This is a genomic window from Streptomyces sp. NBC_00237 (assembly GCF_026342435.1).
GTDB lineage: Bacteria > Actinomycetota > Actinomycetes > Streptomycetales > Streptomycetaceae > Streptomyces.
On record NZ_JAPEMT010000001.1, the window covers coordinates 2,942,866 to 2,965,951 of the forward strand.

The 23,086-nt window shown below is 71.9% G+C and carries 19 protein-coding genes; 14 read left to right on the plus strand and 5 right to left on the minus strand.

The window, feature by feature from the left end:
• Positions 1-43: 43 nt before the first annotated feature.
• Together OG897_RS13045 and OG897_RS13050 are read right to left on the minus strand one after the other, a co-directional pair.
• Positions 44-742, minus strand: a complete 699-nt coding sequence (locus OG897_RS13045) for a L,D-transpeptidase (protein ID WP_266655909.1) — start codon at positions 740-742, stop codon at positions 44-46.
• 84 nt (positions 743-826) lie between these two features.
• Positions 827-2,185, minus strand: a complete 1,359-nt coding sequence (locus OG897_RS13050; RefSeq protein ID WP_266655911.1) for an NAD(P)/FAD-dependent oxidoreductase — start codon at positions 2,183-2,185, stop codon at positions 827-829.
• Positions 2,186-2,429: 244 nt separating this feature from the next.
• Here OG897_RS13050 and argH point away from each other — a divergent pair, with 244 nt between their 5' ends.
• The 3 genes from argH (at position 2,430) to OG897_RS13065 (ending at position 6,082) form a co-directional block, all read left to right on the plus strand.
• Positions 2,430-3,857 (plus strand): argininosuccinate lyase, encoded by a 1,428-nt coding sequence (gene argH, locus OG897_RS13055; protein ID WP_266655913.1) that lies wholly within the window; start codon positions 2,430-2,432, stop codon positions 3,855-3,857.
• Positions 3,858-3,989: 132 nt separating this feature from the next.
• Positions 3,990-4,538: a TetR/AcrR family transcriptional regulator gene (locus tag OG897_RS13060; protein WP_266655915.1), complete on the plus strand. Its 549-nt coding sequence runs from the start codon at positions 3,990-3,992 to the stop codon at positions 4,536-4,538.
• A complete protein-coding gene (locus tag OG897_RS13065; RefSeq protein ID WP_266655917.1) occupies positions 4,535-6,082 on the plus strand; it encodes an MFS transporter in 1,548 nt (515 codons plus the stop codon). Before OG897_RS13060 ends, OG897_RS13065 begins: the two co-directional genes overlap by 4 nt.
• A 123-nt stretch (positions 6,083-6,205) precedes the next feature.
• Here OG897_RS13065 and OG897_RS13070 read toward each other — a convergent pair whose 3' ends face one another.
• A complete protein-coding gene (locus OG897_RS13070) occupies positions 6,206-6,877 on the minus strand; it encodes a 1-acyl-sn-glycerol-3-phosphate acyltransferase (protein WP_266655919.1) in 672 nt (223 codons plus the stop codon).
• 259 nt (positions 6,878-7,136) lie between these two features.
• Between OG897_RS13070 and OG897_RS13075 the strand changes: the two genes are divergently transcribed.
• The 3 genes from OG897_RS13075 to OG897_RS13085 all read left to right on the plus strand — a co-directional run bounded on the left by OG897_RS13075 (position 7,137) and on the right by OG897_RS13085 (position 9,445).
• Positions 7,137-8,300, plus strand: a complete 1,164-nt coding sequence (locus tag OG897_RS13075) for a glycerophosphodiester phosphodiesterase (protein WP_266655921.1) — start codon at positions 7,137-7,139, stop codon at positions 8,298-8,300.
• 92 nt (positions 8,301-8,392) lie between these two features.
• Positions 8,393-8,908 carry a sigma-70 family RNA polymerase sigma factor gene (locus tag OG897_RS13080; RefSeq protein ID WP_266655923.1) on the plus strand — a complete coding sequence of 172 codons (516 nt, stop codon included), beginning with the start codon at positions 8,393-8,395 and terminating at the stop codon, positions 8,906-8,908.
• A 36-nt stretch (positions 8,909-8,944) separates the two neighbouring features.
• The gene (locus OG897_RS13085) at positions 8,945-9,445 is read left to right on the plus strand and encodes a GNAT family N-acetyltransferase (RefSeq protein ID WP_266655925.1); all 501 of its coding nucleotides are present in this window, start codon (positions 8,945-8,947) and stop codon (positions 9,443-9,445) included.
• A 58-nt stretch (positions 9,446-9,503) separates the two neighbouring features.
• Here the strand turns inward: OG897_RS13085 and OG897_RS13090 are convergent, their stop codons facing one another.
• Both OG897_RS13090 and OG897_RS13095 read right to left on the minus strand, forming a co-directional pair.
• On the minus strand, positions 9,504-9,932 hold the full coding sequence (locus tag OG897_RS13090) for a hypothetical protein (RefSeq protein ID WP_266655927.1): 429 nt from the start codon (positions 9,930-9,932) through the stop codon (positions 9,504-9,506).
• A 1-nt stretch (position 9,933) separates the two neighbouring features.
• A complete protein-coding gene (locus tag OG897_RS13095; protein ID WP_266655929.1) occupies positions 9,934-10,293 on the minus strand; it encodes a hypothetical protein in 360 nt (119 codons plus the stop codon).
• A gap of 515 nt (positions 10,294-10,808) precedes the next feature.
• On the opposite strand from OG897_RS13095, the gene OG897_RS13100 reads away from it, so the two are divergent.
• From OG897_RS13100 to OG897_RS13135, 8 genes are all read left to right on the plus strand, one after another.
• The gene (locus OG897_RS13100; RefSeq protein WP_266655931.1) at positions 10,809-11,882 is read left to right on the plus strand and encodes a methionine ABC transporter ATP-binding protein; all 1,074 of its coding nucleotides are present in this window, start codon (positions 10,809-10,811) and stop codon (positions 11,880-11,882) included.
• The gene (locus OG897_RS13105) at positions 11,879-12,547 is read left to right on the plus strand and encodes a methionine ABC transporter permease (RefSeq protein WP_266655933.1); all 669 of its coding nucleotides are present in this window, start codon (positions 11,879-11,881) and stop codon (positions 12,545-12,547) included. Before OG897_RS13100 ends, OG897_RS13105 begins: the two co-directional genes overlap by 4 nt.
• A gap of 90 nt (positions 12,548-12,637) precedes the next feature.
• Positions 12,638-13,501 carry a MetQ/NlpA family ABC transporter substrate-binding protein gene (locus tag OG897_RS13110; RefSeq protein WP_266655935.1) on the plus strand — a complete coding sequence of 288 codons (864 nt, stop codon included), beginning with the start codon at positions 12,638-12,640 and terminating at the stop codon, positions 13,499-13,501.
• Between the two features lie 239 nt (positions 13,502-13,740).
• Positions 13,741-14,391 (plus strand): GNAT family N-acetyltransferase, encoded by a 651-nt coding sequence (locus OG897_RS13115; RefSeq protein WP_266655937.1) that lies wholly within the window; start codon positions 13,741-13,743, stop codon positions 14,389-14,391.
• Positions 14,392-14,565: 174 nt separating this feature from the next.
• Positions 14,566-15,801, plus strand: a complete 1,236-nt coding sequence (gene cbiE, locus OG897_RS13120) for a precorrin-6y C5,15-methyltransferase (decarboxylating) subunit CbiE (protein ID WP_266655955.1) — start codon at positions 14,566-14,568, stop codon at positions 15,799-15,801.
• A gap of 422 nt (positions 15,802-16,223) precedes the next feature.
• The gene (gene cobT, locus OG897_RS13125) at positions 16,224-20,405 is read left to right on the plus strand and encodes a nicotinate-nucleotide--dimethylbenzimidazole phosphoribosyltransferase (protein ID WP_266655957.1); all 4,182 of its coding nucleotides are present in this window, start codon (positions 16,224-16,226) and stop codon (positions 20,403-20,405) included.
• 428 nt (positions 20,406-20,833) lie between these two features.
• Complete coding sequence (cobA, locus tag OG897_RS13130) at positions 20,834-22,129, plus strand: uroporphyrinogen-III C-methyltransferase (RefSeq protein ID WP_266655959.1); 1,296 nt, start codon at positions 20,834-20,836, stop codon at positions 22,127-22,129.
• 52 nt (positions 22,130-22,181) lie between these two features.
• On the plus strand, positions 22,182-22,997 hold the full coding sequence (locus OG897_RS13135) for an RNA methyltransferase (protein WP_266655960.1): 816 nt from the start codon (positions 22,182-22,184) through the stop codon (positions 22,995-22,997).
• Positions 22,998-23,086 lie beyond the last annotated feature (89 nt).

Genomic DNA, 23,086 nt, shown 5'->3' on the forward strand with positions numbered 1-23,086 from the left:
CGGTCTGAGGCATCGGGGCTGGTGCGGTCGCCGCACGTACGCGTCAGTAGCGGGTGACGGCCGTCTCCCCGCGCACCGTCCCGATGGCGATATGGGGCTTACGCGCCGGATCCGCCCAGCGCAGGATCCGCCGCATCGCCTCCTTCGGCACGGACACGCAACCGGCCGTCGCCCCGTCCCCGTTGACGTGCAGGAAGATGCCCGCGCCCCGCCCGCGTACGGGCTTGGCGTAGTTGAAGTCGATGAGCAGCGCGTGCGCGTACTGCACCCCGTACGCGTCCAGCTTCTCGGCCTCGCCCGCCCGGCAGTCCTTCGGGAGCCCCTCCACCCACCGGTTGTACGAGCGCGAGAGGTTGTCCTGACACCACCACGACCGCGCCCCGATCCGCCGGTACGCGACATCCGTCCCCCGGGGCGCGCTCTCGGTCCCGAACCCGTACGGCAGCCCGTACAGCCCCGTCGGCGTCGTGTTCGTGCTCTGCACACGCACCGCCCCCTCGACGAGCCCCTTCGCCCCGAACCGCGCCGGGGCACTCCCCACCTCGGTCCACTTCCGCCCCCGGAGCTCCCACCAGGTCACGGTCCCCGTGGTGGCCCGCACGTCGTCGGCGACGGCGGTGACGAGCTGCCGCCCGCCGCCGGTGTCGGCCATCCGCTCCGGAAGCGGAGCCGCCGGAGTGTCCGGGGCGAGCAGGAGGGACACCAGGACGGCACAACCGGCGGCGACGCGCGTGAGGATCATGCCCCGACGTTACGAAGCCTTCAGCGGCGGAAGCGGCAACGCCACGGCCCCTTGAGCCCCTCGGGGGCGTCGGCCGGTCGCCGTCTACACCCCGGCCCGCAACTGCTCGCTGTACTTCTTCACCTCGTCCGGCGACAGATACGCCTTCGTCTGCTCGAAGTCCTGGAGCGTCTTCGGCTTGTTGTCCTGGAAGCCGGTACGGACGAAGTCGTCGCCCGCCACCGCGTTGAGCCCCCAGTTGACCACCACCCGCGCCCGAGCCGTCAGCGTCGGCAGCGCCATCACGTGGTAGCCGCGCGCCACCACCTGGGCGGGCAGGCCGTGGAGTTCGATGCCGAGCGGCTTGGAGACGGCGTCCGCGCCGCCCAGGTCCACGACCAGGCCGAGGTCCTTGTGGATGTACGGCTTGAGCGGGGTGCCCGACATGCTCGCCACGATGTTGTCCGCGAGCACCTTCCCCTGCCGCTGCGCGTGCTGCGCGGTCGGCGGGCAGATCGCGTCGCCGCCCTTCGCGACGTCGGGCACCGCCGCCACGTCCCCGGCCGCGTAGAGGCCGTCGTAACCCGGCACCTTCAGGTGGTCGGAGGAGATGATCCGGCCCCGGACGGTCTCCGCGCCCAGCGTGGTGACCAGCGGCGACGCGGCGACGCCCGCCGTCCAGATCAGGGTGCGGGAGGGCAGGGTGCGGCCGTCCGTGAGCTTGATGGTGGTCTCGTCGACGGACGCCACCGACGTGCCCAGCGAGAACTCGATCCCCCGCTCCCGCAGCATCGCCATCGCCTTGATGCCGAGCCGCTCGCCCAGCTCCGGGAGGAGCCGGGGGGCCACGTCCACCAGGTGCCAGCGGACCAGCGAGGGGTCCAGACGGGGGTACCGCTTGAGGGCGTTGGTGGTGAGGCGTTGCAGGCAGGCGGCGGTCTCCACGCCCGCGTAGCCGCCGCCGACCACCACGAACTGGAGCCGCGCCCTGCGCTCCTCCTCGTCGACGGCGGCTGCCGCCAGGTCGAGCTGGGCGATCACGTGGTCGCGGATGTACGCGGCCTGCCCGAGGGTCTTCACGCCGAGCGCGTGGTCCGTGAGCCCCGGGATGTCGAAGGTGCGGGTGGTGGACCCGGCGGCGATGACCAGGTGGTCGTACGGCTTGACCGTCACCTCGCCCGTCGTGCGGCGGACGACGCACGCCTTGGCGGCGGCGTCGATGCCGATGCAGACCCCGGGCACGATCTTCGTACGGCGCAGCCGCCGACGGAGCGAGACCGCGACGGACTGGGGGGTCAGGACGCCCGCCGCCACGTGCGGCAGCAGGGGGAGGTAGAGCTGGTAGTCCTGTGGGGAGATCAGGATCAGTTCGGCGTCGCGCGGGGAGAGCTTGCGCTCCAGGCGGTGCAGGCACTCGATCCCGACGAAGCCTGCGCCGACCACCACAATCCTCGGTCGCGTCATCGTGTCCACTGCTCCTTCGCTCCGGCGGGAATCGCGGAAATCGTCTCCAGCATCGGCGCTCACTCGCCTGCCCGCTCGTTGGCGGGGGATTCGCGGGGCATCCGGGGGAGATCGCAGGGAGCCGCGGGTTCCCCCACACGGGTGACCCGGAGCTTTGACAAAACATACGGACCTCTGCATAGTTATGCCCATCCTCCGCGTGGGGAGGAGGCAGTACATCGACACCTCATGAGGAGTTCCAGCTGTGAGCAGCAACACCGGTGAAGGCCGGCTCTGGGGCGGCCGGTTCGCCGACGGTCCGGCCGAGGCCCTGGCCAAGCTGTCCGCGTCCGTCCACTTCGACTGGGTCCTCGCCCCGTACGACATCGCCGGATCCCGCGCCCACGCCCGTGTTCTGCACAAGGCCCGACTGCTCACCGCCGACGAGCTGACCCGTATGCTCGCGGGCCTCGACCTGCTCGAAGCGGACGTCGCGTCCGGCGCATTCGTCGGTACGGTCGCCGACGAGGACGTCCACTCCGCCCTGGAGCGGGGCCTCATCGAACGCCTCGGCGCCGACCTCGGCGGCAAGCTCCGCGCGGGCCGGTCCCGCAACGACCAGGTCGCCACTCTCTTCCGGATGTACCTCCGCGACCACGCCCGCGTCATCGGCGGCCTGCTCGCCGAACTCCAGGACGCCCTGGTCGGGTTGGCCGAGGCGCACCCGGACGTGGCGATGCCCGGCCGCACCCACCTCCAGCACGCGCAGCCCGTCCTCTTCGCGCACCACGTCCTGGCCCACGTCCAGCCGCTGGCCCGCGACGCGGAACGGCTGCGGCAGTGGGACTCCCGCACGGCGGTTTCCCCCTACGGATCAGGGGCGTTGGCCGGTTCCTCGCTCGGCCTGGACCCCGAGGCGGTCGCCGCCGACCTCGGCTTCGAGAACGGCTCGGTCGGCAACTCCATCGACGGCACGGCCTCCCGCGACTTCGTCGCCGAGTTCGCGTTCATCACCGCGATGATCGGCGTGAACCTCTCGCGGATCGCCGAGGAGATCATCATCTGGAACACGAAGGAGTTCTCCTTCGTCACCCTCCACGACGCCTTCTCCACCGGCTCCTCGATCATGCCGCAGAAGAAGAACCCCGACATCGCGGAGCTGGCGCGCGGCAAGTCGGGGCGGCTCATCGGCAACCTCACCGGCCTGATGGCCACCCTGAAGGCGCTTCCCCTCGCGTACAACCGGGACCTCCAGGAGGACAAGGAGCCCGTCTTCGACTCCTGCGAGACGCTGGAAGTCCTGCTCCCCGCCTTCACCGGAATGATGGCCACCCTCACCGTCAACCGCGAGCGGATGGAGGAGCTGGCCCCGGCGGGCTTCTCGCTCGCCACGGACATCGCGGAGTGGCTGGTCAAGCAGGGCGTGCCGTTCCGCGTCGCGCACGAGGTCGCGGGCGAGTGCGTCAAGGTCTGCGAGGGCGAGGGCATCGAACTCGACCAGCTGACGGACGCCCAGTTCGCCAAGATCTCCGAGCACCTGAAGCCGGAGGTGCGCACGGTCCTCAACGTCCCGGGCGCACTCGCCTCGCGCAACGGCCGGGGCGGCACGGCCCCCTCGGCCGTCGCCGTACAACTGGCCGAACTCAAGGCGGACCTGGTGACCCAGCACGCGTGGGCCGAGGCCGGGAAGTAGTCATGAACGCCGCAGGGCCCGGACGCCTCGTCCGGGCCCTGCGGCGCGTCGTGCGTCACTTCCGCAGGCCCGGCATTCCGCCCGTCCGGCCCGCGTGAGACGTCAACGTCTCATTCGGGCTATCCTCGTCTCATGACAGTCGACCGCGACCGCGTCCTCCGCTCCGCCGCCGCCCTCCTCACCCGCAAGGCCACCGCGACCATGGACGAGGTCGCCAGGGCCGCAGGCATCGGACGCGCCACCCTGCACCGGCACTTCGCCGGTCGTGACGCCCTCATCAAGGCACTCGAAGACCTCGGGCTCCGCGAGCTCGACGCGGCTCTCGACGCGGCCCGCCTCGACGAGGACACCGCGACCGAGGCCCTGCGCCGCCTCATCGCCGGATCCGAACCCGCCGCCGGGCTCTTCGCCTTCCTCATCACCGAGAACCAGCTCTTCGAGGGCGAGCAGAACCAGGGCTGGGACCGCATCGACGCCCGCATCGCCGCCCTCTTCCGGCGCGGCCAGGAGAGCGGCGAATTCCGGATCGACCTCGGCCCGGCCTGGCTGACCGACGCCCTGTACGGGCTCGTCACCTCCGCCGCCTGGTCGATCCAGGACGGCCGCAGCGCCGGCAAGGACTACCAGCACATGATCGTCGAGTTGCTGCTCGGCGGTGTACGACGGAGCGTGGAGAAATGACAAGCACCGAACAGCGGCACCAGGAACAGGGCTCCGGGGGGACAGCCAGCCCCGGACGCTGGCTCGCCCTCGCGGTGCTCGTCTTCGCCGTGCTCCTGGTGGCCGTCGACGCCACGGTCCTCGGCCTCGCGACCCCGTTCCTGAGCGAGGACCTGAAACCTTCCGGCACCCAGCTCCTGTGGATCGGCGACGTCTACTCGTTCGTCATCGCGGGCCTGCTCGTGTCCATGGGCAGCCTCGGCGACCGGATCGGCCGCAAGAAACTGCTGCTCACGGGTGCCGTCGCGTTCGGTGCGGTGTCCGTGCTCAACGCGTACGCCACCAGCCCCGAGATGATGATCGTCGCCCGCGCGCTGCTCGGCGTCGCCGGTGCGACCCTCATGCCGTCCACCCTCGCGCTGATCCGCAACATCTTCCACGACCCCAAGGAACGCAGCCTCGCGGTCGGCATCTGGGGTGCCGCCGCCTCCGCCGGTGCGGCCGTCGGCCCGGTCGTCGGCGGATTCCTCCTCGAACACTTCTGGTGGGGGTCGGTCTTCCTCATCAACCTCCCGGTCATGGCCGTCCTCGTCGTCGTCGGCATCAAGCTGCTGCCCGAGTCCAAGGACCCCTCGCCCGGGCCGTGGGACGTACTCAGCGTGCTGCTCTCGCTGGTCGGCATGGTCGCCGTCGTGTACGCCATCAAGGAGGCCGCGGTACACGGCTTCCGCTGGGACATCGCCGTCGCGGCCGTCGTCGGCCTCGGCGCGCTGTACTGGTTCGTACGCCGCCAACGCACCTTGGAATCACCGCTCCTGGACATGCGGCTCTTCCAGCACCGAGGCTTCTCCGGTGCGGTGCTCGCCGACCTGCTGACCATCCTCGGCCTGTCCGGTCTGGTCTTCTTCCTCTCCCAGTTCCTCCAACTGGTCCAGGAACGCTCCCCGTTGAATGCCGGACTCATCGAACTCCCGGCCGCCGTCGGCGCGGTGGGCGCCGGCCTGACCGCCGGATTCCTGGCCCGCCGTACGTCCGTACGCCTCGCGGTGTCGGGCGGCCTGACCGCCGTCGGCCTCTCCCTCGCCGCGTGCACGCTGATGACCTCCGACACCGGAGTGGTGGCGCTCGGCTGCGCGCTCTTCCTCGGCGGCCTCGGCGCGGGCCTCGCCTTCACGGTCACCGCCGACGTCATCCTCTCCAGCGTGCCCAAGGAACAGGCGGGTGCCGCGTCCGCCGTCTCGGAGACCGCCTACGAACTCGGCGCGGCCCTCGGCATCGCCCTGCTCGGCTCCATCGTCACCGGCATCTACCGGGGCTTCCCGGTCCCGGACGGGGTTCCGGCCGACGTCTCGGCGGCGGCGCACGACTCGCTCGGCGGGGCCGTGGAGGCGGCCACCCGGCTGCCGCAGGACCAGTCCGCCGCCCTGCTGACGGCCGCCCGGGACTCCTTCACCGACGGCTTCCAGACCGCCGCCCTCATCGGCGCGCTGGTGCTGCTCGCGACGGCGTGCGCGGCGTGGTTCATGCTGCGCGGCCAGAAGCTCGAAGAGGGCATCGAGCACTGACGTACGCGGGAAACACCGAGCACTGACGTACGCGGGAAACGCGAATGGCACGCACACATGGACACGGGAGAGGGCCCGCCGGACGGTTCCGGCGGGCCCTCTCCCGTATCGAATCGGCTGCGGTCAGGCGGCCTTGGCCTTCGTGGCGTACATGTCGACGTACTCCTGACCCGACAGCTGCATGACCTCCGACATCACCGAGTCGGTCACCGCCCGCAGCACGTACCGGTCGCGGTCCATGCCCTCGTAGCGCGAGAACTCCATCGGCTTGCCGAAGCGCACCGTCACCTTGCCGGGGCGCGGCAGGCCCGCGCCGCCCGGCTGGATCTTGTCGGTGCCGATCATCGCGAACGGGATCACCGGGGCGCCCGTCATGAGCGTCAGTCGGGCGATGCCGGTGCGGCCCCGGTACAGGCGGCCGTCGGGGGAGCGGGTGCCCTCGGGGTAGATCGAGAACATCTTGCCCTCCTCCAGCACCCGGCGGCCGGTCATCAGCGCCGCGACGCCCCCGCGCCCGCCGTCCCGGTCGACCGGGATCATGCCGCAGCTGGTGAAGAACCACGCCATGAGGCGGCCCTTGAGGCCCTTGCCCGTGACGTACTCGTCCTTGCCGATGTAGTGGACGGGGCGGTCCAGGCAGATCGGCATGATCATCGAGTCGATGAAGGTGAGGTGATTCCCGGCGAGGATCACCGGACCCGTCCCCGGGATGTTCTCCGCGCCTTCCACCTGGGGGCGGAACATCAGCCGCAGGATCGGTCCGAGCACTGCCTTGATGAGCCCGAGACGGGACAACGGTTCCTCCGAAGTCGTGGGATTCCGGGGTACGGAATCGGGTTTACGCGGGACGGCGCAGGTGAGGACGATACTCGCGGGTCACTGTTGATCGCACATCGGGTTCACCCAGTGGATACGCAGTGTTGACGTGTGTTTGCAGTGCGTTCCGTCCAGTGTCTCCCCTCCTTCATGCGTACGCGTCTACGATCAGGCCCCCATCGGGGCATGGGCCGGTCAAGTCCGGGTCAAGAACCCGCCAGAACAACAAGGAGATTTCATGACACACGGTGCGGAATTCGGCCCCGGGCGACGGATGTTGCTGGGCGCGGCGGTCCTCGGAGCGTCCGGTGCCGCCCTCGGAATCTCCGGTACGGCACACGCCGCCGAGTCCGCGAGACGTGGCGACGGTCACGGCGGACCGGCGTACAAGCGCCTGCCCGTCCCCACGGTCGTGGCCCACCGGGGGGCCAGCGGCTACCGCCCCGAGCACACCCTCGGCTCGTACCAGCTCGCCCTCGACATGGGCGCGCACGTGATCGAGCAGGACCTCGTCCCCACCAAGGACGGTCACCTGGTCTGCCGCCACGAGAACGACATCACCGGCACCACCGACGTCGCCGACCACCCCGAGTTCGCCGCCCGCAAGACCACCAAGACGGTCGACGGGACGAAACTCACGGGCTGGTTCACGGAGGACTTCACCCTCGCCGAGCTGAAGACCCTCCGCACCAAGGAGCGCATCCCGGCCGTCCGTCAGCGCAACACCCTCTACGACGGCCGCTGGCAGATACCCACCTTCGAGGAGGTGCTGCGCTGGGCCGAGAAGGAGAGCCGCAAGCGCGACCGCCCGGTGTGGCTGCACGTCGAGACGAAGCACCCCACCTACTTCCGCGGCTTGGGCCTCGGCCTCGAAGAGCCCCTCGCCCGTCTCCTCCGCAAGTACGGCCGCCACAAAACCAACTCCCCGACGTTCCTCCAGTCCTTCGAGCCCAGCAGCATGCAGCGCATGGCCAAGCTCGTCTCAGGCCCCCGCGTCGTCCTCCTCGGCGCCGCCACCGACCGCCCCTGGGACTTCGTCCAGTCCGGCGACCCGCGCACCGTGGCCGACCTGGTCAAGCCCGAGGGCCTGAAGTGGATCTCCACGTACGCCCAGGGCATCGGCCCCAGCCTGGACCTGGTCATCCCGCGCGACGCCTCCGGCAAGCTCGGCAAGCCGACCACCCTGGTCCGCGACGCCCACGCGAAGAACCTGGTCCTGCACCCCTACACGGCCCGCAACGAGAACGCCTTCCTGCCCGCCGACTTCCGCAAGGGGACGGACCCGGCCGCCTACGGTGACGCCTTCGCGGCCTTCCGCACCTACTTCGCCACGGGCATCGACGGCATCTTCTCCGACAACCCGGACACGGCACTGCTCGCGGCGGCCGACCACCGCCCGTAGCCGCGTCTCCCCCGTGATCAATCCGTTACCCGTACGAGTGAGACCCGGCCGGACCGGCAACCGCCGCCGCCCCCGGCCGCGTCCCGCCGGGCATGGATCTACAGCCGCAAGAGGTACAGGCCCTGGCCCCGCTCCTCGCCGCCGAGGCCGCAGCGGAGGCGATGGGTGCGGGCGTCGACGCAGCCGACCTCGAACAGGCCGTCTGGGTAAGGCTGTTGGAGCAGCCGGGCGGAGTTCCGCAGGAGCCCGCGGGCTGGCTGCGCGGCGCGGTCCGCGCGGAGGCGCGGCTGGCCCGCCGCCGGGTCGGGCGGGAGACGTCGTACGCCGCCGAGCCTCCGGCGGCGTACGACGCGGGCCCGGAACCGGCCGTCCTGGCCGCCGAGCGCCGCCGGGCCCTGCGCGCGGCGGTCCGCCGCCTCCCGGCCCGCTGCCGCCCGCTCCTGGCTCTGTTGTTGTCCCCGTCCGACCCCACCTACCGGGAAATCGCAGGGGAGTTGGGAATGTCACAAGGGAGTTTGGGGCCCATGCGTTCCCGTTGCCTGGGATGCCTGCGCAGAATGCTCGCGGCGGAGGTTGCGCCCCCTGCGCGCAGGGGAATGGAGCCGTAGAACCGGCCGGTGGAGCGGGCGAGCAGGAGGCAGCACATGGGCACGAGCGTGATCATCTCTGCGGTGGCGGACGAACGGGACGCCGAGCAGATCCTCAAACTCCAGTACCTCTGCTACCAGAGCGAGGCGGAGCTGTACGACGACTACACCCTCGAACCCCTCACCCAGTCCCTCGCGGACCTGACGGCCGAACTCGGCCGGGGCTACGCGCTGGTGGCACGGCTGGGGGAGGAGGTCGTCGGCTCCGTCAGGGCGGTGGTCGACGAGGACGGCACGGCCCGCATCGAGAAACTCGTCGTGCACCCGCGCATGCGCCGCCACGGCTTGGGCGGCCGCCTGCTCGGAGCGGTGGAGGCCCACTTGGCCACGTCCCTCGACGCGAAGCGCTTCCGCCTCTTCACGGGCCACCGCAGCGAAACGAATCTGCGCCTCTACCGAAGCAGGGGCTACGCGACGGTGTCCCGGAAACCGGTCGGCCCCCAGCTGACCCTGATCACCCTGGAGAAAGACGCGGAGTCGTACGCGGCGAGCGCGTAGCTCCTGAGAGGACGGGGCGGGGACCCGGACGGACCGCCCCCGCCCCGCCCTCGAGGAGCTACCGCCGCCCCCGCAGCCACAGCAGGCCCGTCACCGGGAGGATCACCGGGATCAGGAGGTACCCCAACCCGAACTTCGACCACACCGTCGCGTCCGGAAACGCCCCCGGCGCCACCAGCGTCCACGTCCCCACCACGAGCACCCCCAGAAGCTCCACCGCGCAACACCCGAACGCGACCCGCCGCGCCGTCTCCCCGCCCCGCACCAACGTGTACGTGATGAAGGCGTACACCGCCGCCGCCACCGCCGACAGCGAGTACGCCAGCGGCGCCCGGTCGAACTCCGTCGCGATCTGGTACGCCGACCGCGACACCGCTCCGACGGACATCACTCCGTACAACCACACGAGCAGCAGCCCCGGCCCCTTGACCAGTCGCTTCCGCTCATCACCGCCCCGGGGTGCCCGGGGCGCAGTCTCCGCAGCCATCTCAGCCACTCCAGATGTCGTACAGCCGTACTTCCAGCACGGCGAGCACCACCGCACCCGCCGCCACCGTGATCGAGCCCCACTTGGTCCGCTCCGCGAGCGACATGAACCCCGCCGCGGGCACGGCCGCGAACGACCCGACCAAGTACGACACGAAGATGACGTTCCCTTCCGCGGGCTTCTCCCCCCGCGCCAGCTGCACGATCCCGACCACCAGCTGGGCCAGGGCGAGGACCGACACCACGGCCATGCCGATGAAGTGCCAGTCCTTGGTGGGCTGGTCGCGGAAGGCGGCGTAACCGCACCACGCGGCGAGGGCGAGCGCGGTCACGGCGACCGCGACCGTCAGGGCGTCAAGCATGGGATGGAGCGTACTGGGCGCTTCCGGACGTCCTGCCCCCGGACCCCCACCCCCGCGCCCGGCGTGGCGTTGGCCACACGCCCGTGCCCGCGCACCCTCTGACATCAGGGCGGCGGCCCTTCAGGTGTCCACCCCTGGACATCATCTGTCCGCTATTCGGACAGGAGTCCTTCGCCCGGACACCCGTCTGGTTTACTCGTTCCCATGACCACGACGAGCAGCCGCACCCTTGCGACCGAGGCGATGATGACGCCCGGTGCTCGTTGTATGTGTCGAATGTGCGACTTCTGAGGGCCCCCGCCTGAGCCTCGCGCCCCGAAGCGAGACCCATTCCGGCCGCGCGTCCGTACGCACCGCGTCCCCGCACCGCGTACACGACCGCGCCGCCGGCCCCCGCGCGCCCTCGGCTCCCTTTCAGCCCGACCGAGCCGAGCTGTGCCGCGCCCCCGGACACCTGCCCCGTGCGTCCGGCGGAACGAAACCGCCGCGCACTCGACAACAGTGATGGAAACCCTGTGATCACCACTACTGGCCTGACCAAGGTCTACGCCTCGCGCGGCCGAGAGGTCACCGCCCTCGACGGCGTCGACCTGCACGTCCGCGAGGGCGAGGTGTTCGGCGTGATCGGTCAGAGCGGCGCCGGTAAATCCTCGCTCATCCGCTGCGTCAACCTGCTGGAACGCCCCACCTCCGGCACCGTGACCGTCGACGGCGTCGACCTCACCGCACTCGCCGGACGAGGCCAGCGCGCCAGCAAGGAACTGCGCGCCGCCCGCTCCCGCATCGGCATGGTCTTCCAGCACTTCAACCTGCTGTCCTCGCGCACCGTGCAGGGCAACATCGAACTGCCCCTCGAAATCCTCGGCGTCTCCGGCAAGGAGCGCAGCCGCAAGGCCCTCGAACTCCTCGACCTCGTAGGACTGGCCGACAAGGCGAAGTCCTACCCCGGTCAGCTCTCCGGCGGTCAGAAGCAGCGCGTCGGCATCGCCCGCGCCCTCGCCGGTGACCCCAAGGTGCTGCTCTCCGACGAGGCGACGAGCGCGCTCGACCCCGAGACGACCCGCTCGATCCTCCAGCTCCTGCGCGACCTCAACCAGCAGCTCGGCCTGACCGTCCTGCTCATCACGCACGAGATGGACGTCGTCAAGACGATCTGCGACTCGGCGGCCCTGATGAAGCGCGGACGTGTCGTCGAGACCGGAACCGTCGCGGAACTGCTGGCCACCCCCGGCTCCGAGCTGGCCTCCGAGCTGTTCCCGGTGACCGGCCACGCGACGGGACCCGGCCGCACCGTCGTCGACGTCACCTTCCAGGGCGAGGCCGCCACCCAGCCGGTCATCTCGCAGCTCTCCCGCACGTACAACATCGACATCTCGATCCTGGGCGCCGCCATGGACACCGTCGGCGGCAAGCAGATCGGCCGGATGCGGATCGAGCTTCCCGGCCAGTACGAGGAGAACGTCGTCCCGGTCGGCTTCCTGCGCGAGCAGGGCCTTCAGGTCGACGTCGTCGAGGACGAAGACGACGCCGACGAGCCAGCCGACGTACCGGCCCCGATCCCCGCCCTGGCCAAGGAGAGTGCCAAGTGACCTGGTCAGAGATGCAGCCCCTGCTGGAGCAGGGCATCATCGACACGCTCTACATGGTCCTGTGGGCCACGATCGTCTCCGTACTCGGCGGCCTCCCGCTGGGTCTGCTCCTCGTCCTCACCGACAAGGGCGGTCTGCTCCAGAACACGGTCGTGAACAAGGTCGTCGGCGTCATCGTCAACATCGGCCGCTCGCTGCCCTTCATCGTGCTGCTGATCGCGCTGATCCCCTTCACGACCTTCGTGGTCGGTACGTTCATCGGCCCCAGCGCCATGGTCGTACCGCTGGCCATCGGCGCCATCCCCTTCTTCGCCCGGCTTGTCGAGACGGCCGTCCGCGAGGTCGACCACGGGCTGGTCGAAGCCGCCCAGGCGATGGGCGGCGGCGTGCCGACGGTCGTCTTCAAGGTGCTCCTCCCGCAGGCCCTGCCGACCCTGATCTCCGCCGTCACCACCACGGTGATCGTCCTCGTCGGCTACTCGGCGATGGCCGGAGCGGTCGGCGGCGGCGGACTCGGCAGCGTGGCCGTCAACTACGGCTACAACCGCTTCGAGACCAACTTCATGCTCATCACCGTCGTGGTGCTGGTCGCCCTGGTCACGGTCGTCCAGCTGATCGGCGACGGCGCCGTGCGCCTGCTCGCCCGCCGGGGCCGCACCGCCTAGGACCCCGCGTCCTTCCCGAACTTCTCTTCCCCGAGCCCGCACTCCTTGTCCGGGCGTTCCATCCGCAAGATCAAGAAAGAGGCACTTTTCGTGCGTAAGAACATCAAGATCTCCCTCGCCGCCGCCGCTGTCACCGCCCTCGCCCTGGGCGTCTCCGCCTGCGGCACGGCCTCCGACCCGGCCGCCGCCAAGAAGGACGAGGGCGGCAAGGTCGACGCGTCCAAGGCGCTCGTCGTCGCCGCGTCCCCGACGCCGCACGCCGACATCCTCAACTTCGTCCAGAAGAACCTGGCGGAGAAGGCCGGACTGAAGCTGACGGTGAAGGAGTTCTCGGACTACGTCCTGCCGAACACCGCCACCCAGTCCGGCGAGGTCGACGCCAACTTCTTCCAGCACAAGCCCTACCTCGACGACTTCAACAAGAAGCGCGGCACGGACATCGTCCCGGTCGTCAACGTCGAGCTGGAGCCGCTGGCCCTGTACTCCAAGAAGGTCAAGGACCTCAAGGAGCTGAAGTCCGGCCAGACCGTCGCCGTCCCCAACGACACCACCAACGAGGGCCGCGCCCTCCACCTGCTCGCCGACAACGGCGTCATCGTCCTCAAGGACGGCGTGGGCACCGACGCCAAGCTGTCCGACATCAAGGACAAGAAGGGCCTGGAGTTCAAGGAGCTGGAGGCCGCCACGCTGCCCCGCGCCCTGGACCAGGTCGACGCCGCCGTCATCAACGGCAACTACGCCATCCAGGCCAAGCTGTCCCCCGCCAAGGACGCCCTCGCCTCCGAGAAGGCCGACGGCAACCCGTACGCGAACTTCCTCGCCGTCAAGAAGGGCAACGAGAAGGACCCGCGCGTCGAGAAGCTCGCCAAGCTCCTCAACTCCGACGAGGTCAAGCAGTACATCGAGAAGAAGTACACCGGCCTGGTCGTCCCGTCCTTCGGCGCGGTCAAGTAACCCCTGACCCACCACGGCGCCGGTCAAGCCGCCGTCCCCGTACGGCATGTGACCGCCGAGCCCCGTACTCCCGCGTGGAGTGCGGGGCTTCGGGCATGTGACCGGGCGTCACCCCCACCACCGACCCGGCCATGCGTTCCGCCCGGCCCGTGCGGCATGCTGTGCCTTCACGCCCGTACGACTGCTGAACCGTTTCCCGTACGACCTCGGCCCGACGCCTCTTCGGTATGGAGCAGCGCATGACAACCACCTTCCCGGACGTCTCCATCAGCACGGACCGGCTGGTGCTGCGCCCCTACGAGGAGGCGGACATCCCGGCGCACGTCGAGATGATGAACGACGAGGCGGTGACCGCCTGGACCACCGCCCCCCACCCCTACACCGCGCGCGACGCCGAACGGTGGGTGCGCCGCATCGCGCCCACCGAGCGCACCCAGGGCCGGGGCATCGTCTTCGCCGTCACCGAGTTCCTCACCCAGCGCCTCGTCGGCCTCATCCACCTCTCGGCCACCGACTGGCGCATCCAGGCCGCCGAGCTCCGTTACGTCACAGCCCCCTGGGCCCGTGGCGAGGGGTACGCCACCGAGGCCGTCCTCGCGGTCGCCCAGTGGCTCTTCCGCGACCAGCGCTTCGAGCGCATCGAACTGCGCACCCCGGCCGACAACACCGCCGCCCAGCAGGTCGCCCAGCGGGTCGGCTGCATCAGCGAGGGCGTCCTGCGCAACGCCTGGATAGCGCGTACGCGCACGGAGAACGGCACCGCCGAAGGCTGGACGGACATCCGTACCGACCTCATCGTGTGGAGCCTGCTGCCCGAGGACCTCGAAGGCGTGGGTGACCAGATGGCGGACGCGGGCGGCTACGCGTCGGCGTACACCGACTGGAACTGACGCCCGGACCGGAGCCGGCGCTCCGGACGGGAACCGACGCCCCGCCGCACGCGTCGGCAGTGGTCTGGACCAGGTACTCTCAGCCTGCCCCGACCACCTGTGCGGCATCCCTCCGCGTGCCGGGTTCCCACCCCGCACGCGGCACCCCCCTTGACCTCCAGGAGACTGACCACGATGGCCGACCGCGTCACGGTGATCGGCTGGGACGGCTCACCCCTCACCGCCGCGGCCACCTCCGCCCTCGCGGCCGCCACCCTCGTCGCGGGCGCCGCGCACCACCTCGCCCTCCCCGAGGTCCCGGCGGGCGCCGAACGCATCCGGCTCGGCAGCGTCGACCTCGCCGCCCGCCGGATCGCGGGCCACCGGGGCACCGCCGTCGTCATGGCGGACGGCGACCCCGGGTTCTTCGGCGTCGTGCGCACCCTGCGCGCCCCCGAACACGGCCTGGAGGTCGAGGTCGTACCGGCCGTCTCCGCCGTCGCCTCCGCCTTCGCCCGCGCCGGAATGCCCTGGGACGACGCCCAGGTCGTCGTCGCGCACCGCCGCACCCTGCGCCGTGCCGTCAACGTGATCCGCGCCCACACCAAGGTCGCCGTCCTCACCTCCCCGGGGGCAGGACCCGCCGAACTCGCCCTCCTCCTCGACGGCGTGCACCGCACCTTCGTCATCTGCGAGGAGCTCGGCTCCGACCGCGAACGCATCACCGTCCTCACCTCCGACCGGGTCGCCGACCACTCCTGGCGCGACCCCAACGTCGTCATCGCCATCGGCGGCAGCGCGCCCCCCGCCCAGCGCGGCGGCTGGCTGTTCGGCCACGACAGCGCGTACCCCGAGGGCCTGCGCGGCTGGGCCCTGGGCTCCGAGGAGTACGGGGAGGACCTGGCCGACGGCGAGACCCCGGGCCTGCGGGCCGCCCAGCTCGCCCGGCTCGGCCCGCGCACCGGCGACCTCGTCTGGGACATCGGCACCGGCTGCGGCGCGCTCGCCGTGGAGGCCACCCGCTTCGGCGCGGCGGTCATCGCCGTCGACGAGAGCGCGGACGCGTGCGTACGGACGGCGGCCGCCGCGCGCCGGTTCGGCGTACAGCTCCAGGTGGTGCGCGGCACCGCCCCGCACGTCCTGGAGGACCTTCCCGAGCCGGATGTCGTACGCGTCGGAGGCGGCGGCGTCCCCGTCGTCGAGGCGTGCGTGGACCGCCGCCCGGAGCGGATCGTCACGCACGCCCAGACCCGGGACGCCGCCGAACTGATCGGCCGCACGCTGGAGGAGGGCGGATACGCGGTGGAGTGCTCCCTGTTCCAGACCGTCGACCTGCACGCGGCGGGGGAGTGGGAGGAGCGCAGGCGCTCCGTGGTCTTCCTGCTCACCGGCCGCCGCCAGGAACGGACCACGCGAGACCCTCGTAACTGATCCGGCGGGACCATGTCCCCTTCTTCGCGCGGATGTTCTACCGATCGCTCCCCAGGGCGAGCGCTGTCGGTGGCGCGAGGTAGGCTGGCCGATCGTTGTACCGCAGATGGGCGGTTGGTGGATCGTTCGCCAATGTCCTGAAACAGGGCCCTCTTTGGGACCTTGTGCGATACGGCGGACCCGGGACGTGCGCGACGTGGCGCAGCCCACAGTGGGCCGTGGCGGATCTCCCTGCCCCGGCCCCGAAGGGCCGCGACAATGCTTGGTGTCCGCGGAACCTTTCGTGCCGCACGACACCCCCGCTCGTTCATCCATGGACGGGCGCGGCCGTGTCGGGCGGTCGTTCCGGGGGACGGGGCCCTGCCGGCGGAAGGCGGTGCGGCCGAGGAAGCGTTGGTGCTACAGATGGGCGAGGGGTACGCATGACGGACACCGGCCAGGTCCCGGGCGAGGGACTGCCGGAGAACGCAGGCATGGTGGAGCAGCCGGGCGTCCCCGCCCCAGGCGTCTACACCTTCCTCGACCCCTCCGACTCAGCGGTCCACTCCGGGGATTCCGGGATGGACGACGACGACCTCCTGCTGATGCCCGCCGCGCAGGGCGCGTGGAGCGACCCGCAGGTGGTCCCCGCGCAGCCGCCGCACGTGCCGCAGCCCGAGACGGGCGCGCACGAGGCCGGTGGCCGGGACTCCGGCTCCGTGGACCTCTCCGGCGTACGGATGCCCCCGCAGCCCGCGTCGATGACGCCGCCCCCGTCCCGCCGCCCGCTGCACATGGGCCCGCCCGTGCCGGACGCCTCGGGCGGTGTCGTACGCTCGCTGGCCGACCGGGGCCCGGCCGCGCAGACTCCGCCGCTGCCCGCGCAGGGCATGGCACCGGCCGCGGCACCGGCCACGCCGCTGGGGACTCCGACGGGCGTGCCCGCGGGGGCCGTTCCGGGACAGTTCCCGACCGCGACTCCGACCGCGACCCCGGCCTCGACTCCGGTCGCGGCGCCGATGCGGCACGCGGGTCCGCCGACGACGGGCCCCGAGTACCTCGACATCCCGCGCGACGAGGCCGCGCTGCTGCCCGGCCCGCAGCTGGGCGAGATCCCGGCGCAGGGCCCGACGCCGTGGGCGTCGCAGCCGCAGGCCGCGCAGCCGGTGACGCAGCACGTGCAGACGGCATCCGTGCCGGTGCCCGCGCAGGCCACCCGGGCGGACGGGCTCGCGACGCCGCCTCGGACGGCCGTACCGGTCCCGCCCGAGGCGGCCCAGACGCACGTCCAGGTGCGGGTTCCGGCTACTGCGACGGCCGAGCCGGTGCAGGTCGAGCCGGTGCAGGCCGAGCTGGTGCAGGGCCTTGCGCAGGCCGGGACGGAGACGCCCCAGCCGCTCCCTCAGCCCGCTGAACCCCAGTCGTCCCAGGAGCCTCAGGAGCCCCAGGACAACGCAGCAGAAACGGTCGTTCCGGAACAGTCCATTCCGGAAGCCGTCGCGGAAGGCACGGCCCCCGAGCCCGCCGCCGGTGCCGCGCCCGAAGAGGTCCCGGCACCTCTGGAGGCCGTCCCGCCCGTGACCCCGGAAGCTCCCACCGCCCCGGAGGGTACGGAGCCGACTGCCGACGCCGCGTCGCAGCCCGGGTTCCAGCCGGGCCCCGCGCACGCCACGCCGATGGTCCCGATTCCGGCCCAGGGCCCGACGGCGGTTCACGCGACGCCGCCGCAGGGCCAGTTCGTCCAGGTCGAGGGTTCGGTACCGGACGGTGCTCACCTCGCCCCGACGCCGACGGCGGCCGTCCCGGTCGCCCCGGCCCCCGCCCAGGAAACTCCGGCGGACGGCACTCCCGCAGCCTCCGGGCGGCCGGTGGCTCCGGAAGCGGAGACGGAGCCGGAGTCCGCGCAGGCGGCCGTGCCGGTACCGCAGCAGCATGCGCCGGAGGCTCCGGAGGCGCCCGCCACGAACGCGGAAGCCGTGCCCGTGGCCGTACCGCAGGAAGCGGAGCAGACCGCACCGGTCGCGGCGCAGCCCGAGGCGGCGGCTTCGGCCAAGCAGCCCGGGGACGTACCGGCGGAGCAGTCCGCGACGGTGCCCGCACCGCGCGACGGCGGCCCGGTCACCCGGCTGGCTGCGCAGCCCGACCCAGAGCCCACGGAGGTCCCGGCCCAGGCGGCGGACGAGGGCGCCCAGCCGCTGGCGGCCCCGGCCGAGGCGGCGCAAGCCGAGCAGGTCCAGCCCGTGACGCCCGAGGCTCCGGTGGCGCCCGAGGCTCCGGTGGCGCCCGAGGCTCCGGTGACGCCCGAGGCTCCGGTGGCGCCCGAGGCCCCGGTGGCGCCCGAGGTGCCCGTGGCGCAGGAGTCCGTACCGGAGGCCACCGAGGCACAGGCCGCCCCTGCCGAGGCCGACGTCCAGCCCGAGGCGGTCGTCCTGCCCGAGGCCGCCGCGCAGCCGGAGCCCGCCCAGCCCGCCCCGTCCGTACCGCAGGAATCCGTACAGCCCCGGCCCGTCACGCAGCCGGAACCCGTACAGCCCGCGCAGCCCCTACAGGAGGAATCCGTGCTGTCCGTACAGCCGGAGCCCGCCGCCCACGCCGGGCACGAAGCACCGCAGCCGTCGCAGGAACCCGCACAGCCCCCGGAGCCCTCCCAGACCCCGGAAGCCACGCAGGCCCCCGAGCCCTCGCAGCCCTCCGAGGCCCCTCAGATCATCGAGGCGTCCGAGGTCCCCGAAACCTCGGAATCCCCTGAGGCCACGGCCACGGACCCCGCCGCACCGGAGTCCGCCGCACCGGAGTCCGCCGAGCCGGGGTCCGCCGAGCCGGAGGCCATCGCGCCGGAGGTTGCCGCACCCGAGCCCGTCACACCGGACGACGCTCCCGAACTCCCGGCGACGCCCCCCGCCTCCGGCTACGACGACGCCGAGCGCGAAGCGGTCCTGCGCGTGATGCGCGAGCGCCGCGACATCCGCAACGGCTTCCGCAGCGACCCCATCCCGCACGAGGTCCTCCTCCGCGTCCTGGAGGCCGCCCACACGGCCCCCAGCGTCGGCCACTCCCAGCCCTGGGACTTCGTCGTCATCCGCTCCGCCGAGACGCGCCGCGCGATGCACGAACTGGCCGCCCGCCAGCGCGACGCGTACGCGAAGTCGCTGCCCAAGGGCCGCGCCAAGCAGTTCAAGGAACTGAAGATCGAGGCCATCCTCGACACCCCGGTGAACATCGTCGTCACCGCCGACCCGACCCGTGGCGGCCGCCACACCCTCGGCCGCCACACACAGCCGCAGATGGCCCCGTACTCCTCGGCGCTCGCCGTCGAGAACCTCTGGCTGGCGGCACGCGCCGAGGGCCTGGGCGTCGGCTGGGTCAGCTTCTTCGACGAGCGCGAGATGGTCCGCGCGCTGGGCCTGCCCGAGCACCTCGAAGTGGTCGCCTACCTCTGCGTCGGTTACGTCGACGAGTTCCCTGAGGAGCCCGAACTCCTCCAGGCGGGCTGGTCGAAGCGCCGCCCGCTCTCCTGGGTCGTCCACGAGGAGACCTACGGCCGCCGCGCCCTCCCGGGCGAGGAGCCGCACGACCTCCTCCAGGAGACAATCTCCAACATCCGCCCGCTGGACGCGAAGGCGCTCGGCGAGGCGTGGGAGCGGCAGAAGCGGATGACCAAGCCCGCCGGTGCCCTGGGCATGCTGGAGATCATCTCCGCGCAGCTCAGCGGCCTGGCCCGGGTCTGCCCGCCGCCCATCCCCGAGCCCGCGGCCGTCGCGATCTTCGCGGGCGACCACGGTGTGCACGCGCAGGGCGTCACGGCGTGGCCCCAGGAGGTCACCACGCAGATGGTGGCCAACTTCCTGGGCGGGGGAGCGGTCTGCAACGCGTTCGCCAACCAGGTCGGCGCGGAGGTCTGCGTGATCGACGTGGGCGTCGCGGGCGACCTCCCGGCGACTCCCGGCCTCCTGCCCCGCAAGGTCCGTGCGGGCACGGCCGACTTCACGACCGGCCCCGCCCTGTCCCGCGAGGAAGTCCTCGCCGCGATCGAGGTCGGCATCGAAACCGCCCGCGACCTGGTGGCAGCAGGCAACAAGGCCCTCCTCACCGGTGAGATGGGCATCGCCAACACGACGGTCTCCGCCGCCCTGATCTGCGTCTACACGGGCCAGGACCCGGCCGAGGTGACGGGTCGCGGCACGGGCATCAACGACGAGATGCACGCCCGCAAGGTGGACGTGGTCCGTCGCGCCCTGGACCTGCACCAGCCGGACCCGGCCGACCCGATCGGCGTCCTCGCGGCGGTCGGCGGCCTGGAGCACGCGGCCCTCGTCGGCTTCCTCCTCGGCGGAGCATCCCTGCGTACGCCGGTGATCCTGGACGGCGTGAGCGCGGGAGCCGCCGCCCTGGTGGCCCGCGCGGTCGCCCCGGAGGCGCTGGCAGCCTGCATCGCGGGCCACCGCAGCGCGGAACCGGGCCACGTCGCCGCCCTCAACAAGCTGGGCCTGCGCCCCCTGGTCGACCTGGACCTGCGCCTCGGCGAGGGAACGGGCGCCCTGCTCGCCCTCCCGGTGGTGCAGAGCGCGGCACGGGCGATGCACGAGGTGGCGACGTTCGACTCGGCGGGAGTCACGGAGAAGTAGGGCCCCCACCCGGCGGGCGCCCACAGCCCGCCGGGCAAATCCAGCCCGTCGAGGGGGTCCCCCTGCTCGAACGGAGTTGAGAGCTTGGGGAAGGGGCTGGGGCAGCCCGCCGCAGGCGCACCCCACTCCCGCCCAACCGCTCGGACGAGCACCCCCCCCGCCCTCGGAGAGGCCATCTGGACACCGCCCCTCCGAGGCGGGGGCCGGGCCCCCGCCTTCGGGAGGGCGCAACGAACACCGCCCTCCACGGAGGGCCAGGAGCCGGGCCCCCGAAACGCCCCCTCACCCCCCAGCCCCGTAAAGTAAGCCCCACACCCGAAAACCCCTCCCCACCAGCGCCGCTCCACCGCCGCAGCGGCTCACCCGGCCCCGGCACCCCCTCCCTCGGAGGGGCCCGCCAAGCCCCACCCTCCCGAGGAGCCGCACCCATGACCGCGCACGCCGCAGGCGACCCGCACCAGGCCGGAGCGACGCAGGGCCAGGAAACGCCCCCCGAGCCCCCCGCCTACCCCGTGGGCCTCCGCCTCTCCGGCCGCCGCACGATCGTCCTCGGCGGCGGCCAGGTCGCCCAGCGCCGTCTGCCCGCCCTCATAGCGGCGGGGGCGGACATCACCCTGATCTCCCCCTCCGCGACCCCCTCCGTCGAGGCGATGGCCGAGTCCGGCGAGATCACCTGGCAGCAGCGCCCGTACCAGAAGGGCGACCTCGCCGACGCCTGGTACGTCCTGATCTCCTCCAGCGACCCCACCGCCAACACCACGGCCTCCGCCGAGGCCGAGCGCAACCGCATCTGGTGCGTACGTTCCGACGATGCGGAGGCGGCCACCGCCTGGACCCCGGCCACCGGCCGCTCCGACGGCGTCACCGTCGCGGTCCTCACCGGCCACGACCCCCGCCGCTCCGCCGCCGTGCGCGACGCGATCGTCGAGGGCCTGCGCGACGGCAGCCTCGCCGCCCCGCACCACCGCCCCCGCACCGCCGCCGACGCCCCGCGCGTGCACCTGGTGGGCGGCGGCCCCGGCGACCCCGACCTGATCACCGTGCGCGGTCGCCGCCTCCTCGCCGAGGCGGACGTCGTCATCGCCGACCGCCTCGGCCCCCGCGACCTCCTGGACGAACTCCCCCCGCACGTCGAGGTCATCGACGCCGCGAAGATCCCCTACGGCCGCTTCATGGCCCAGGAAGCCATCAACCAGGCCCTCATCGACCACGCCAAGCAGGGCAAGACGGTCGTACGCCTCAAGGGCGGCGACCCCTTCGTCTTCGGCCGAGGCATGGAAGAGGCCCAGGCCCTGGCCGCCGAGGGAATCCCCTGCACGATCGTCCCCGGCATCTCCTCCACGATCAGCGTCCCCGGCGCGGCGGGCATCCCGGTCACGCACCGGGGCGTCGCCCACGAGTTCACGGTGGTCAGCGGCCACGTCGCCCCCGACGACCCGCGCTCCCTCGTCGACTGGCAGTCCCTCGCCAAGCTCCGTGGAACGCTCGTCCTCCTGATGGCCGTCGAGCGCATCGGCTCGATCGCCGAAGCCCTCGTCACGTACGGCCGCTCGCCGGAAACCCCGGTGGCGATCATCCAGGAGGGCACGATGGCGACCCAGCGCCGCGTCGACGCGACCCTGGCCACGGTCGGGGCGAAGGCCAAGTCCGAGAACGTACGACCGCCCGCCGTGATCGTCATCGGCGACGTAGTCTCACTCAACCGCCCCGCCCCCCAGGGATAACGTCCCTTCCCGCCCCTTGGGCACCGCACCCACGACAAGGCAGGATCACCCTGTGGCCGAACTCCTCACCATCGACGACCCCGACGACCCGCGCCTGCGCGACTACACGGGGCTGACCGACGTCGAACTCCGGCGCCGCCGCGAGCCCGCCGAGGGACTGTTCATCGCCGAGGGCGAGAAGGTCATCCGCAGGGCCCGCCAAGCCGGTTACGAGATGCGCTCCATGCTGCTCTCCGCCAAGTGGGTCGACGTCATGCGCGACGTCATCGACGAGGTCCCGGCCCCGGTGTACGCGGTCAGCCCGGACCTCGCCGAACAGGTCACGGGCTACCACGTGCACCGAGGCGCCCTCGCCTCGATGCAACGCAAGCCCCTCCCCGCCCCCGAAGACCTCCTCACGACCGCCCGCCGAGTCGTGGTCATGGAATCGGTCAACGACCACACCAACATCGGCGCGATCTTCCGCAGTGCGGCGGCCCTGGGCATGGACGCCGTCCTGCTCTCCCCGGACTGCGCCGACCCCCTCTACCGACGCTCCGTCAAGGTCTCGATGGGCGCGGTCTTCTCCGTACCGTACGCACGCCTCGCATCATGGCCGGGCGACCTGGAAACGGTCCGCCAGGCGGGCTTCACGCTCCTCGCCCTGACCCCGGCCGACAAGGCCCGCTCCCTGGACGAGGTCGCCCCGCACACGATGGACCGGGTGGCCCTCATGCTGGGCGCCGAGGGCGAAGGACTGTCCCGTCGCGCCCTGGTCGCGGCCGACGAATGGGTCCGCATCCCGATGGCCCACGGCGTGGACTCCCTGAACGTGGGCGCGGCAGCGGCGGTCTCCTTCTACGCGGTGACAACAGGCCGCCCCACTTAGCCCCTCCGCACCCTCTAACCCCTCCGCACCCTCTAGCCCCTCCGGCGTTTGAGGAGCGGGGGTCCGGGGGCAGCGCCCCCGGCCTGAAC

Excerpts from the sequence above, each read along its gene's own strand:
- OG897_RS13045 (WP_266655909.1), bottom strand. The coding sequence starts at position 742 with ATGATCCTCACGCGCGTCGCCGCCGGTTGTGCCGTCCTGGTGTCCCTC.
- OG897_RS13050 (WP_266655911.1), bottom strand. The coding sequence starts at position 2,185 with ATGACGCGACCGAGGATTGTGGTGGTCGGCGCAGGCTTCGTCGGGATC.
- OG897_RS13060 (WP_266655915.1), top strand. The coding sequence starts at position 3,990 with ATGACAGTCGACCGCGACCGCGTCCTCCGCTCCGCCGCCGCCCTCCTC.
- OG897_RS13065 (WP_266655917.1), top strand. The coding sequence starts at position 4,535 with ATGACAAGCACCGAACAGCGGCACCAGGAACAGGGCTCCGGGGGGACA.
- OG897_RS13075 (WP_266655921.1), top strand. The coding sequence starts at position 7,137 with ATGACACACGGTGCGGAATTCGGCCCCGGGCGACGGATGTTGCTGGGC.
- OG897_RS13080 (WP_266655923.1), top strand. The coding sequence starts at position 8,393 with ATGGATCTACAGCCGCAAGAGGTACAGGCCCTGGCCCCGCTCCTCGCC.
- OG897_RS13085 (WP_266655925.1), top strand. The coding sequence starts at position 8,945 with ATGGGCACGAGCGTGATCATCTCTGCGGTGGCGGACGAACGGGACGCC.
- OG897_RS13090 (WP_266655927.1), bottom strand. The coding sequence starts at position 9,932 with ATGGCTGCGGAGACTGCGCCCCGGGCACCCCGGGGCGGTGATGAGCGG.
- OG897_RS13095 (WP_266655929.1), bottom strand. The coding sequence starts at position 10,293 with ATGCTTGACGCCCTGACGGTCGCGGTCGCCGTGACCGCGCTCGCCCTC.
- OG897_RS13115 (WP_266655937.1), top strand. The coding sequence starts at position 13,741 with ATGACAACCACCTTCCCGGACGTCTCCATCAGCACGGACCGGCTGGTG.
- cbiE (WP_266655955.1), top strand. The coding sequence starts at position 14,566 with ATGGCCGACCGCGTCACGGTGATCGGCTGGGACGGCTCACCCCTCACC.
- cobT (WP_266655957.1), top strand. The coding sequence starts at position 16,224 with ATGACGGACACCGGCCAGGTCCCGGGCGAGGGACTGCCGGAGAACGCA.
- cobA (WP_266655959.1), top strand. The coding sequence starts at position 20,834 with ATGACCGCGCACGCCGCAGGCGACCCGCACCAGGCCGGAGCGACGCAG.